The organism is Embleya sp. NPDC001921 (genome assembly GCF_053594475.1).
Window position 1 is genome coordinate 15,168 of the sequence record NZ_JBSFEO010000081.1, and the last position, 13,012, is coordinate 28,179.

Below are 13,012 nucleotides of genomic sequence, written 5' to 3' on the forward strand. Positions count from 1 at the left end.
AACTCCCCCACGACACGGTCGTACACGGCCCCCTCCTCGCGGCCGGACTGCGCAAAGGACTCTCCGAACCCCCACCCGTCGACACCTCACCACCACAACCGATCCCCGACACCGGACCCATCACCGCGACGGCGGCGCCGTTGCCGAACCACCCGGCGAGTAGACGAGGCAAGGCATTCCGCTCCTTCCCGGCCTCCCGCAATGCCGAGACACCGACGCGGACCGCCCGCGAAGCGTCCGATCGCCGCGGCCGCCACCGAGCCGTCAAAAGGGCGGGTCGTCGGCGCAGCCCTCGGCCTCCGCCCAGAGGCGGCCGTCGGCCACCGAGCGTCGGAACGGGTCCGGATCGAGCAACTGCCGCAGGATGTGGGTCGATCCGGCGCCGTCGTGATCGACCCGGCGCAGCCACGGCACCGAGGCCATCGCACGGTCGAGTTCGGGGGTTGCGCACGCGGCGAGGACGGCACGCAGGGCATCGGGCACAAGATCCTCGACCAGACACAGCCACCCCAGGGCGGCGCCCACCCGGACCTCGGCCGGGAGCGCGGGGTCCGACCACAGGGCGCGGGTGAAGGCGGCGGCGCCCTCGTGTCGGTGTTCCCGGGCCACCTGCGCGATCGCCAGGACCAGGCTCGCGCGTACGCGCGTGTGGTCCTCGATCCGGAAGCGGTCGTGCAGGGCGGCGGAGATCTCCCCGGCCCGGCCCGAGGCCGCGGCCAGGACGTACGCGGCCGCCTCCCGGACGTCGGGGTCCGGGTCGTGAAGGAGCGCGATCGGGATGTGCGCGTCCGCGGTGATCGCGTCGCGCGCCGCCTCCACGGTCCAGTTCTGGAAGTAGCCGCCCACATCGAAGTGCGCGTGGTCGCCGTCGGAATCGGCCACCCGCAACAGATCGGCGCGGGAATCCTCCTGACAATCACAGCGCGCCACCATCGCGACCAGGAGCAGCGCGCCCACCCGGGGATGCGCGCGGCGGTCCGCGGCGATCCGCAACAGGAACGGCACCGCCGGCGGCGCCACCGAACCCCGCGAGCCCTGATGACAGATCGAGCCCCACAACGACCCGAGCGACCGCTCCGCCGTCACGGCGTCGGCACAACGCATCCCCTCCAGGTCCTCGGGGACGTCCTCGCCCGAGCCGTAGGCGTGGGAGAACCGGCCCCACGGCACCCGGTCGTACACGAAACCGTCCCACACCTCCACCGGCATCCGCGCCACCACGGTGCGCACATCCCGCTCGGTCCCGCGCCACTCCTCCGACCAGACCTCCGGCAACCGGACCTCCGGCGACGTCTCACCGATCCACGCCTCCCGCAACGAATCGGCCCAGGCCTCGTGCAACGCCTCGACGTCGAAATCGTCGTCCATCCGCACCCGTCCCCAAGGCTCGTCCCGGCCACGTCCGCAGCCCCCGCCCGAGGCCGTGGCGCCGAACGCAGGGCCGGCTGTCGGGGAGCACGCCGGGCCCCACGACGTCGGACGCCGGGAAGCGCCCGCCCCGGCGGGGAAGCGAGGTCTCCGGTGGCGTCGGCACGCTATCGATCGCCACCGACATGATCGCGGGTGTCCGGGCGTGCGGGCTGCACGCCCGGATCCTGTACGCGGTGGGCCGCGACCAGCTCAACATCGAGGGCATCGGCGGCCGATTGGTCACCCAACTCGTCGACACCGGCGCCGTCGCGGACGTGGCCGACCTGTTCACCCTGACCCGCGACCAGATCCTGGCGCTGGATCGCATGGGCGACAAGAGCGCGGACAAACTCCTCGCCGGGATCGAGGACGCCAAGTCTCGGCCGTTGAGCCGGGTGCTGTGCGCGCTGGGGATCCGCCGCACAGGGCGTTCGATGTCCCGCCGGATTGCCCGCCACTTCGCCACCCTGGACGCCGTCCGGGCCGCCGACGTCGTCGAGATGGCACGGGTCGAGGGCATCGGCGATGGCAAAGCCCCCGTCATGGTCGCCGAACTCGCCGACCTGGCGGAGGTGATGGACAAACTCGTCGCCGCTGCGTCAACGCCACCGAATCCGGCGCCACCCCAGCGGCGCGGCCGACACGGACGCCGCCGACGGTGCGAGCGGGGAGCTGCCCACGGGCCCGCAGCCGTTGGCCGGCCAGGCCGTCGTCGCGACCGGGGCCATGACCGGCGTGCTCGAAGCGCTGTCCCGCAACGAAATGAACGAGTTGATCGAACGCGCCGGAGGCCGCGCCGTGTCGAGCGTCTCCGCGAAAACCACCCTCGTCGTCGCCGGGGACAAGGCCGGCTCCAAACGCACCAAGGCCGAAGCCCTGAACATCGAGATCATCACCCCGGAGGAATTCGCGACGCTGCTCGCGCCCGCCTTGAACGACGACACGTCGAACTGACCGCCACTCACGCTTGCGGCCTCCCGCCGCCGCGACTTCCGGCCCCGGCGCGCCGAGCGGGACGGGGCAGTCGGCGGAAGTGGCGGCGATAGTGGTGGTGCGTGGGTAGCCTCGCGGGCGGGGGTGGCTCGTGGCGCAGACGCGGGTGGTGGTGGCCGGGGCCTTGGTCGTCGTCGCGGGGTTGACCGCGGCGGTGGCGGGTCTGGCGGGCGAGGCGGCGGCAGGGGATGCGCGGTGGCCGTGGCCGGTGGACTGGGTGCGGGTGCACGCGTGGTGGGTGCTGGCCGCGTCGGTGGTGGTCGGTGTCGTGTTGGCGGTGGCCACGATGCTGGTGCAGCGCCCGGGCACCGACGCGGGGGATCCTCCGCCGCCGGCACCCTTGCCCGTCGAGGACTGGTGGGTGGACCGCGAACAGGCCTCCGCGGTGATCGCCGCCGTACGCGCCGGCGGCCGCGGAACGGTGGGGATCACGACGAGCCTGCACGGGGCGGGCGGTTTCGGGAAGACGACGCTGGCGCGGGTGGTGTGCGCGGACCGCAGGGTGCGGCGCAGGTTCCGCGGCCGCGTCTACACCGTGACGATCGGGCGGGACGTGCGCGGGCGGGCGGCGATCGCGGCCAAGGTCGCCGACGCGACACGGTTGATCATCGGGGACACCACCCCGTTCGACGACCCGCAGTTGGCGGGCGCGCATCTGGGACGGTTGCTCGACCGACGTCCGCGGACCCTGTTGGTGTTGGACGACGTGTGGACCCGCGAACAGTTGGCGCCGTTCCTGCTGGGCGGCCGGCGCTGCGTACGCCTGGTCACCACCCGCGTCCCCGACATCCTCACCGGCCACGGTGCCACCCCCGTCCCGGTCGACGAGATGTCCGTCGAGCAGGCCGGGCATGTCCTGACCCGCGATCTGCCCGGTGTCTCGACGCTGTCCGACCTCCCCGCGGACACCGCGGAGGGGCTGTTGCGGGTCACCGGCCGGTGGCCGCTGCTGCTGCGCATCGTCAACCGGCTCATCGCCGCCGAGACCACCGTCGGCCAGGACACCGCGACCGCGGCCGCCGACGTCCTGGCCAGGCTGCGCGCCGGCGGACCCACGGCCGGTGACGACCCCCACACCAGCGCGCTCCTGGACATGGGCGACCCCGACCAACGTTCCCAGGCCGCCCGCACCAGCCTGGAGGCGGCGATCCGACTACTGCGACCCGGCGGACCGCAACGCTTCGCCGAACTCGGGGTGTTCGCCGAGGACGAAGCCGTCCCCGTCCCCCTGATCACCGCGCTGTGGCAGGCCACCGCAGGGCACACCCCGACCCAATCACGCGCCCTGATCCGCGAACTGAACTCCCTGAGCCTGCTGTCCACCCTCGATCGCGCCGCCGGCGGCACCATCACCCTGCACGACGTCGTCCGCGACCACCTGCGCCTGGACGTCCTGGGCCCCGCACACCTGGCGACACTGCACGGCGTCCTCGTCGACGTCGCCGCCGCGTCGCTGCCGCCCGCAACGCCGCTCGCGGCGTCCACTCCCGCGCCGGCGTCCGCGTGGTGGGATCTGCCCGACGGCTACCTGGCAGAGCATCTCATCGCCCACATGATCGGCGCCGGGCGCGCCGCGGACGCCGAAGCCCTCGCCGGGGACATCCGCTGGATCGAAACCCGCCTGGACCGACACGGCCCCACCGCTCCCTGGCTCGACCTGACCCGCATCCCCCGCCCCCGCGCCACCCGCCTCGCCCGCGACCTGGCCCGCGCCACCCACCTCCTCGCCCCCACCGACCCACCCCACGCCCTGCCCGCCGTTCTCCACAGCCGACTGCAGGACCTCCCCGACTGGCGCGACCAGGTCACCGCTCGCCAACACCAGTTGACCGGCCCGCGGCTGGTCAACGCCTGGGCGATACCCGACCATCCCTCGCCCGCCCTGGAACGCGTCCTCACCGGACACACCTACGCGGTGAACGCGGTGGCGATCTCCCCGGACGGGACCTGGCTCGTCTCCGCCGGCGACGACGGCACGGTGCGGATCTGGGACCGAACCACCGGCACATGCACCGCCACCCTCACCGAACACACCGGACCAGTGAACGCGGTCGCGATCGCGCAGGACGGTACCTGGCTCGCCACCGCCGGCAGGGACCGTGTGGTGCGGATCTGGGACCGGGCCACCGGCACATGCACCGCCATCCTCGTCGGACACGTCGGACCGGTGAACGCGGTCGCGATCTCCCGGGACGGAACCTGGCTCGCCACCACCGGCGGCCGGGCGGTGGGGCTCTGGAGTCGGGCCACCGCCAGGTACACGGCGATCCTCAACGGACACACCGATGCGGTGCAGGCGGTGGCGATCTCCCCGGACGGGACCTGGCTCGCATCCGCCGGCGACGACGGCACGGTGCGGATCTGGGACCGAACCACCGGCAATTGCACCGCCACCCTCACCGGACACACCAACTGGGTACTCGCGGTGGCGATCTCCCGGGACGGAACCTGGCTCGCCACCACCAGTCTCGACCGGACGGTGCGGATCTGGGACCGGGCCACCGGCACCTGCACCACCACCCTCACCGAACACACCGGCTGGATGATCGGGGTGGCGATCGCACAGGACGGTACCTGGCTCGCCACCACCGGTTTCCACCACATGGTGCGGATCTGGGACCGGGCCACCGGCACCAGCACCGGCGCCCTCACCGGACACACCGATGCGGTGCAGGCGGTGGCGATCTCCCCGGACGGAACGTGGCTCGCCACCGCCGGCGACGACCGCACGGTACGGATCTGGGAGCCGACCGCAGCGACGCTGTCGGCCGCCCCCATCTCGGCGCGGGCGGTGGCAATCTCCCGGGACGGGACCTGGCTCGCGTCCGCGAGCGACGACGGCACGGTGCGGATCTGGGACCGAGCCACCGGCACCTGCACCACCACCCTCACCGGACACACCGGACCGGTGCACGGGGTGGCGATCTCCCGGGACGGGACCTGGCTCGTCTCCGCCGGCGACGACAGGACGGTGCGGATCTGGAACCGGGCCACCGGCACCAGCACCACCCTCATCGGACCCTCCCCCTGGATGCGCACGGTGGCGATCTCCCGGGACGGGACCTGGCTCGCCACCGCCGACGACGACGCCACGGTGCGGATCCGGGACCGGGCCACCGGCACCGTGATCTCGAACCTGCACGGGCACACCGGCCGGGTGTCCGCGGCGGCGATGTCCCAGGACGGCTGGCTCGCCGTCGCCGGCGACGACCACACGGTGCGGATCTGGAAATGGATCACCCGCGCGTGCACCGCCACCCTCACCGGACACACCGGCCAGGTATCCGCCGTGGCGATCTCCTCGGACGGAACGTGGCTCGCCACCGCCGACGACCAGGGTGAAGTGCGGATCTGGAACCGGGCCACCGGCACCTGCATCTTCACCTTCACCGGACACACCGGCCAGGTGCGCGCGCTGACCATCTCCCCGGACGGGACCTGGCTCGCCACCGCCGGCGACGACCGCGAAGTGCGGATCTGGGACCCTCGAACCGGACAGGCAGTGGCCCTGGCACGCGCCAACGCATCGCTCTTCGCCTGCGCGTGGACACCGGACGGCCGTCACCTGGCGGTCGGCGGCGGCCTGGGGTTGTACCTCTACGCGTTCCATCACTGAACGGTCAGGGCACGCCCTGCGCAACCTCTGCGCCGCGCACGACCTCACGTGGTCTGCAGCCTGTACAGCTCTTCGAAGAGTTCGCCTTCCTGGTGTACGAGTTCCTCGAAGGTGCCGTCCTGGACGATGCGGCCGTGGTGCATGGCGAGGATGCGGTCGGCGACGCGGGCGTTGGCGAGGCGGTGGGTGATGAACACGGTGCTGCGGTCGGGGGCCAGGTTCAACAGGGAGCGGAAGACGGTGTGTTCGGCGCGGGCGTCGAGCGCGGAGGTCGGCTCGTCCATGATCAACAGTGCCGTGTCCCGGTGGAACGCTCGCGCAATTGCCAGGCGTTGCCATTGGCCGCCGGAGAGGTCGTGGCCGCCCCACCAGGAGCGGGCGAGGCTGGTGTCGAGCCCGTGCGGCAGTGCGGCGATGACGGCGTCGGCGCCGGACGCGCGGGCGGCGTCGTGGATCGCGTCGTCGCCGCGCTGGTGGGGGATGCCCAGGGCGATGGTGTCGCGGACCAGGAACGGCCAGTCGTAGGCGTCCTGAGGGACGAGGGTGACGTGTTCCCACAGGCTCTCGGGGTCGGCGTCGGTGAGGTCCAGGTCGGCGTGCTCGCTCGTCCAGCGCACCCGTCCCGTCTGGGGGATGTACAGGCCTGCGATGACGCGGGCGAGGGTGGTCTTGCCGGAGCCGTTCTCACCGACGAACGCGATCGTTTCCCCGCGTCGCAGGGTCAGCGTGACGCGGTCGAGGGCGGGGCGTTTCGCGACCGGGTAGGTGAACGTGACGTCGTCCAGGTGCACGGCCGTCCACTCGGCCGGGAGTTGCCCGGCCCCGCGGACGGCGGCGTCGGTGCCGGCGGTGAAGCGGGCCCAGTCGCCGACGTACAGGCCGTGTTCGAAGAGTTCGCCGCAGGCGTGGACGGCGTCGGTGAGGGCCATGGTGGCGGTGCGGATGGCGACTGCGGCGCCGGCTGCGGTGGCGGCGGGCAGGGTGCCTCGGGCGGTGAGGTAGATGAGGGTGGCGTAGACGGCTCCGGTGCCGAGTCCCGCGACGGCCTGGCCTGCGAGGCGGACGAGTGCGGTGGAGCGGCCGGCGCGGGCGGCTTCGTGTTCGATGCGGTCGGAGACCTTGCGGTAGCGGTCGAGGAGGTAGCCGCGCATGCGGTGCACGCGCACTTCGGGGGCGGAGTCCTTGTAGGTGAGGTCGCCCATCAGGACGTAGCGCCAGCGGCGGTCGGCCAGGAGTTTGCGGGCGCTGCGGTGTTGGATGCGGGCGGCGACCACGCCGGCCGCGGCGTGTGGCAGGACGGCGAGCAGGAGCAGCGGCAGCAGGATCGGGTGCAGGGTGGCCAGGACGCCGGCGGCGGCGACGACTTGGAGGGCGGCGGCGCTGGTGTGCATGGCGGCTTCGAGGAGGCGGTGTCCGCGGTCGGCGCCGTCTTCGGCGGCGCGTTTGGCGTCGGCCCAGGTGGGGTCGTCGTAGGCGATGAGGTCGGCGCGGGTGACGGTGTCCAGGAGTCGGGCGGCGGCGTGGCTGTCGACGCGTGGGCCCAGGCGGGCGGAGGCGGCGGAGATGACGGCCTGCAGGATCGCGCGCACGCTCGCGGCGGCGACCAGGAGCGTCAGGGCGGGTGCGGCGGCGCGGACGGTGGTTTCCCAGGCGCGGTCGTTGAGGGCGAGCAGGGGGGTGAGGACGTCGGCGGTGGCCAGGAGTCCGAACGCGGTCGCGGCGGCGGCCCCGAGTTGGGCTGCGGTCATCACGAGCAGGGTGCGGGGGTCGATGTGCCAGGCCAGGCGTGCGGTCAGGGCCAGGTCGGACGGCACTCGCGCGGCGATGCGGCGCAGTGAGGTGTCGGCGAAGGCGTTGTCGTGGGAGCGGTCGGGGGGTTCGGTGTCGGGGACGAGGATGTCCCCGGGGCGGGTTTGGCTTTCGGCCACGGCCTGAGAACGAAATTCCCCCGAACGATTTACCTCGTTCGGGGGTGGCGAATCCTGGCGCGGCCGGGTTCGGAGGCTGCGGCCGAGGTGCAACTCGGCTTCGGGCCGGTCCTGTTCGCTGTCTAGTACTCCAGCAGCACTTCGCTATATCCGCAGGTCAGTGGCCACGCCAAGCCCGTTTCCAGTCTATCTGGGATGCCTCGGTGGTCGCTGAATATCGGCAGATCCTGCGTTGGTAGTGGCAGCGGCGGGCGACGGCCTGGCGGCGCCTGCGCCAGGTGGACCAGTGGAGGATGTGGCGGGGCTGACGGTGGGTCGGGGGCGGGTTCAGAGTTGCCAGGAGTCGCCGGATCTCCGCCACGGTGAACGGGACAACATCGGGTTGGATGGGGTCGGTTCCCCCTTTTCCGCCGCGTCGGCCGCGAGGGCGGCGAGGAACGCGTGGGCGAGCATCGACAATGTGATGTGCCGGTACCAGCCCGGGTAGCGGCGGACCTCGTACTCGTCCGGGCCGCACTCGTTCTTCGCCGCCTGGAACGACTCCTCGATCGCCCACCGGGCACCCGCGACGCGCACGAGTTCCGCGAGCGGCGTGCCGTCGGGTCCGGCTGCGAGGAAATACGCGATCTCCGTGGGATCGCTCAGGCTGCGGCGGGCCAACACCCGGCGTCCACGGGAGAGTTCCTCGTCCCCGAAGTCGTGGACCGCGGGCTGTCTCGTGCAGACCCAGTCGTACATTCGCGGGCCTTTCGCGCCGTCGCCGCACGACATCCGTGTCCACGCCTCGGATGGCGCGTGGCCGATCAGGGCGTCGATCCGCCAGAACGCGGTCATCGACAGGACGTGCTGCGACTTCGGCACCGCCACCACATAGCCGACACGGTGTTCCTCGCACGCGCGCCGGAACCTGAAGTCCTGCCCGAACGCCTCGTCGGCCGCGACCCACCCGACCGGCATCCCGGCCTCCAGCGTCCGCGCGATCATGACGCGGGCGATCTCGGGCTTGGTCGCGAAGGCCCGCCCCGCGGGGATCCGCGCCGCCTCGCACCGCTCCCGGTCGCCCGTCCACGACTTCGGCGGATGGAGCTCGCGGTCGACCAGCGCCCGCCCTCGACGGGAGGCGTATGCGGCGAACACGCCGATCTGACAATTGTCGATCTTTCCCGACGTGCCGGTGTACTGCCGTCCGACGCCGGCGGACGTGACGCCCTTCTTGACGAAGCCGGTGTCGTCGACGATCAGGACTCCGTCCGGCGCGCCGAGCCGTTCCGCGACGAACTCCCCGATGTCGTCACGGAGTTCGTCCGGGTCCCACGACGCCGACGCCAACAATCGTTGGATCCCGTCGGGCGTCACGTGGCCCGCGTACTCGGCGAGCTGCCACCCGTTCTTGCGCCCGACCGGCCCCAACAGACCCCCGAACGTAGTCCCGCATCCGCATCCGCGGCTCCCGACGACCGAAACGATGCCCCACCCGCGAGAGCAACGACTCCAACTCGGCCGACCACGGCTCGACAACCTCGATCCCCGTCATGCCCAGACCAACGCGGGACGCGGGAGTACGTCACGAATCACGGCCCGGAAAACGCGACCGACCCCCAAGGCCAGAGCCGAAACGAGTACAATCAAGGGTCGAGTAAGGGCTCTGAGCTGCGGATATACCGAAGTGCTGCTGGAGTACCAGCCCGCACGCCCGATCCCCGTATCACCGTCGACGTCGCGGACGGATCCGTCCCCGTCGCCGGGCTCCGGTCAGCCGCCGCGGCGGGTGAGCCTGGGTCAGGCAATCACCGAGGCGATCGTCACGAAGGCCCCCCGGGTCCCCGCTCGGTGGCCCGCGTCTCGGTCGACCTGCACTACCGGTCCCCGCACCACATGCTGGGCGACGAGGGCTTCTCGTTGGTCAGCAACGACTATCTCGCGAACGTCCTGGCGAAATCCGTGGCCGCGAGCGTCGTCTCGCTGCGGCGGTGCGCGATCATGCTGTACCGATCGGACGGCAGCAGGAGTCGCTGGTCGGGATGAACCAGCAGGCCATCGCGGACGCGTTGGGCATCCCGCGTTCGACCGTGTCGACCGAGCTCACCGGCCTGAGCGCCCTGAACTGGGTGCGGAAGGTGAAGCGCGGAGTATACCAGGTGAATCCGTTGCTCGCCTACATGGGCAACGGGAACGCGCAGAACGCCACGTTGGCGGATGCGCGGGCGCTGGCGTTGGCGTTGGCGTCGGGGTTCCCGGACGAGGTCTGCGTCCCCGAGATGCCGGCGCCGAGGAGCAGGAAGAAGGGGACGACGTGATGCTGTACTCGTCGACGGCGCTGTGGTCGATACCGCCCGACCTCGACCTCCCCCCGGCGGCCATGCGCGTCCTCGCCCGCCTCCAGTCCGTTCAGCAACCCGGCGGGTCGATCCTCGAGAGCCAGGTCGACATGGCCGCAGCCCTGGGGATCAGCCAGGTCACCGTCTCCCCCAGCATGCGCACCCTGCGCGAACGCAACCTCGTCATCGGCGCCCGCGGCGCCAAACGCCTGCACCCGCTCATCGCCGGCTATGCGTCCAGCGAGGACTACGAACACGCCGCGATCGAGGCCGTCCGCCGCGACGACATCCCCGACATCACCGTGCCGCTGTACGTACAACCGCCACCGCGGGTCGGGCACGCCCCACCGCTCTCCGCCGTCAGTTGAATCGGGATGCCGCCGACAGATCTTGTCTCGGCGGCATCCCGATTCAGCGTTCTGGGGCCGATCACACGCGGGCAGGGCCGAGGGCTACTGCTTCTCCCGGGCCTTGTACATGGGCGCGTCCTCGCGGAGGCGGGCCGACTGTGCGCTGCGGCCGGGCACGACCCATTCCCTCGGATCGCCGTCGGGCCGGCCGGTCGATCCTGCGGCGAAGTCCTGGAATCCGGCGAGGCGGTTGCGGACGGAGTCGGCCACGTAGTCCTCGAGCGACGCCGCGAGCCCGAGCCCGATCAGCGCCCGTACGCGTTCCACGGCCTCCGGGGACAGGCTGATCCGGACCTCGGCCCCACCGGCGCGAGTTGCTTCGATACTCATCCGACGGACGCTACCGCCGGCCACCGACACGCCGCCCGCGTCCGGTCCGAGCAGGCCACCGCGAGGATGGCATCCCGGCCGGCGAGGTCGAGCTGATCCGGCCCGAGCCGACGGTCGTACCGCAGAAAGGCCACGGCCGCCGCGTCGTGCCGTCCGGATCCCGAAGGATGCCTGGGCAGCACAGCGAATGTTCCGCGCGAACCTCCGGAACAATCAGTGACAATTCAGTTACATTCGATCACTGTAAGGGCGGGCAGCGAATCTCATCCGCTGTCGGAGGTGCGACAGATCCCGCGCACCGACCGCCCACACACACGTGATCGCGATGGCCTGTGGCGGCCCCGCGAACAACATCTACGCAGAGGTGGTAGCTGTCCCATGGCACAGGAAGCCAGGATCGACGTCGAACTGACGTGGAAGCAGACCGAGGAGAAGTCCTCGGCGGACCAAGTGGCGGAGTTCGCCGGGAACCTGCCGCAAGGCCCTTGGTTCGGCACCCCGATGGGCGTGGCGCGCGACGGCGACCGGAAGCCGAAGCACACGTGGCCGCTTCGGTCCGCCCGACCGTACCGGAGGGAGGTGGCCCTCGGCGAAGCCGCAGTCTACCTCGCCCACGGCCACGAGGAGTTGCAGCGGCCGTTCATCTTCGCGGACGGCTTCAACTACGGCCCCAGTGACCTTCCGGGGCTGTTCGCCCACTTCAACGCACCCTACCCGGGCAGCAGCGTGGGCTTCCTCGACCAGCTCCTCACCGCGGGCATCGACGTCGTCCTGGTCGGCTTCGAGGAGCGGCACACCTACATCCAGGCCAACGCCGGGGTGGTGATCAGCGCCATCAACAAGGTCATCCAGGAGAGGCAGGGCAATGAGCCGCTGATCGTCGGCGGGGTCAGCATGGGCGGCATCATCACCCGCTACGCCCTCGCCGAGATGGAGAACCAGTCCCAGGACCACCAGACCGCGACCTATCTCTCCTGGGACTCCCCCCACAACGGCGCCTGGATCCCGCTGATCCTCCAGCAGATGGCCTACTTCTTCGAGTCGCTGCCGGCCAAGCCCGGCAAGGTCAAGGAGGCCGAGCTGATCAGGAGCCCCGCCGCGCAACAACTGCTGTACGCATGGGTCCCGGACGCGAAATACGAAGGCCCCGTCGCCACCTCCAGCGAATTGCGCACGCAATTCCTGGCCGAGCTGGAAGACCTCGGCCGGTTCCCGCAACGTCCGCGCAAGCTGGGCGTGGCCAACGGCACCGGCAACGGCATCGGCCGTGACCTGCCGGCGGGCACGGAGGTGTTCAAGCGGCAGGTACCACTGATCGTCTACGCCCGGGCGAACTTCCAGCCCGACGGCGGGACGCGCGAGCCGATCGGTGAGATGCGGGCCGTCGGCCAGGTCCGACGGGGCTTCACCTCGCACGTTCCCGGCCTCGACGGCGCCCCCGGCGGCACCCTCGACTCCTTCGGCAAGATCGCCGCCGCACTCGGCGCCGACCTCCCGGAAACCTACAAGTTCAGCTGCTTCGTCCCCTCCGTGAGTGCGGTCGCGCTGGACTACGACCCGGCCCAGTGGGACGTCGACCCGTACGAGAAGGTCGAAGCGGCCAATGAGAAGAGCGCACTCGACGAATTCAAGTGCGACAGCGAGAACACCGTGCACAGCCAGGTGACCAAGCCACTGGTCGACTGGATCGTGGAGCGAATCGTCCACTGATATCAACGAATCGAACAGCACGGAACATCGGCTGCCCGCGGATCGCCGCGCTGCGGCGTGTTCTCAAGGGGTGCGGGGACGGGCCGCCGGTCGGCGGCCCGTCCCCGGCCTCGGTACGCACGGCCCTGCCTTCCCCGAGGGATGAAAATGACTATGCCCTCTAAGGCTTGTCCCGTAAGTGATCTTGGGTGTGTCGGCCGCAGTTCGGGGCCGGGTTATCCGGCGAGGGTGAGGTTGTGCAGGCGGGCGATGCCGAGGATGGCGTGGTGGACGCCGTCGCCTTTGAGGCGGCAGTCG

General features: G+C 71.2%; 8 protein-coding genes and 3 pseudogenes. 6 read left to right on the forward strand and 5 right to left on the reverse strand.

Annotation, left to right across the window (positions count from 1 at the left end; all coding sequences use genetic code 11):
• Positions 1–264: 264 nt before the first annotated feature.
• Entirely contained in the window at positions 265–1,368 is a 1,104-nt protein-coding gene (locus ACWCPW_RS48660) for a hypothetical protein (RefSeq protein WP_449768084.1), read from the reverse strand.
• 200 nt (positions 1,369–1,568) lie between these two features.
• On the opposite strand from ACWCPW_RS48660, the pseudogene ACWCPW_RS48665 reads away from it, so the two are divergent.
• Positions 1,569–2,364 (forward strand): annotated as a pseudogene (locus tag ACWCPW_RS48665) (helix-hairpin-helix domain-containing protein); the annotation flags it as partial.
• 130 nt (positions 2,365–2,494) lie between these two features.
• Positions 2,495–6,019 (forward strand): NB-ARC domain-containing protein, encoded by a 3,525-nt coding sequence (locus ACWCPW_RS48670; protein WP_449768085.1) that lies wholly within the window; start codon positions 2,495–2,497, stop codon positions 6,017–6,019.
• A gap of 44 nt (positions 6,020–6,063) precedes the next feature.
• Here ACWCPW_RS48670 and ACWCPW_RS48675 read toward each other — a convergent pair whose 3' ends face one another.
• Positions 6,064–7,947, reverse strand: a complete 1,884-nt coding sequence (locus ACWCPW_RS48675; protein WP_449768086.1) for an ABC transporter ATP-binding protein — start codon at positions 7,945–7,947, stop codon at positions 6,064–6,066.
• Positions 7,948–8,274: 327 nt separating this feature from the next.
• Positions 8,275–9,481 (reverse strand): annotated as a pseudogene (locus ACWCPW_RS48680) (IS701 family transposase).
• 296 nt (positions 9,482–9,777) lie between these two features.
• Here ACWCPW_RS48680 and ACWCPW_RS48685 point away from each other — a divergent pair.
• The 3 genes from ACWCPW_RS48685 to ACWCPW_RS48695 are packed head-to-tail and all read left to right on the forward strand — an operon-like array spanning position 9,778 to position 10,633.
• Positions 9,778–9,972, forward strand: coding sequence for a hypothetical protein (locus ACWCPW_RS48685; protein ID WP_449768087.1), 195 nt, complete (start codon positions 9,778–9,780; stop codon positions 9,970–9,972).
• A complete protein-coding gene (locus tag ACWCPW_RS48690; protein WP_449768088.1) occupies positions 9,969–10,244 on the forward strand; it encodes a replication/maintenance protein RepL in 276 nt (91 codons plus the stop codon). The genes ACWCPW_RS48685 and ACWCPW_RS48690 overlap by 4 nt, the downstream gene beginning before the upstream one ends.
• The gene (locus tag ACWCPW_RS48695; protein ID WP_449768089.1) at positions 10,244–10,633 is read left to right on the forward strand and encodes a hypothetical protein; all 390 of its coding nucleotides are present in this window, start codon (positions 10,244–10,246) and stop codon (positions 10,631–10,633) included. Before ACWCPW_RS48690 ends, ACWCPW_RS48695 begins: the two co-directional genes overlap by 1 nt.
• 84 nt (positions 10,634–10,717) lie before the next feature.
• Here ACWCPW_RS48695 and ACWCPW_RS48700 read toward each other — a convergent pair whose 3' ends face one another.
• Positions 10,718–11,005: a hypothetical protein gene (locus tag ACWCPW_RS48700; protein ID WP_449768090.1), complete on the reverse strand. Its 288-nt coding sequence runs from the start codon at positions 11,003–11,005 to the stop codon at positions 10,718–10,720.
• 378 nt (positions 11,006–11,383) lie between these two features.
• Here ACWCPW_RS48700 and ACWCPW_RS48705 point away from each other — a divergent pair, with 378 nt between their 5' ends.
• On the forward strand, positions 11,384–12,715 hold the full coding sequence (locus tag ACWCPW_RS48705) for a hypothetical protein (protein ID WP_449768091.1): 1,332 nt from the start codon (positions 11,384–11,386) through the stop codon (positions 12,713–12,715).
• A 215-nt stretch (positions 12,716–12,930) separates the two neighbouring features.
• Here ACWCPW_RS48705 and ACWCPW_RS48710 read toward each other — a convergent pair.
• Positions 12,931–13,012 (reverse strand): annotated as a pseudogene (locus ACWCPW_RS48710) (IS5/IS1182 family transposase); the annotation flags it as partial.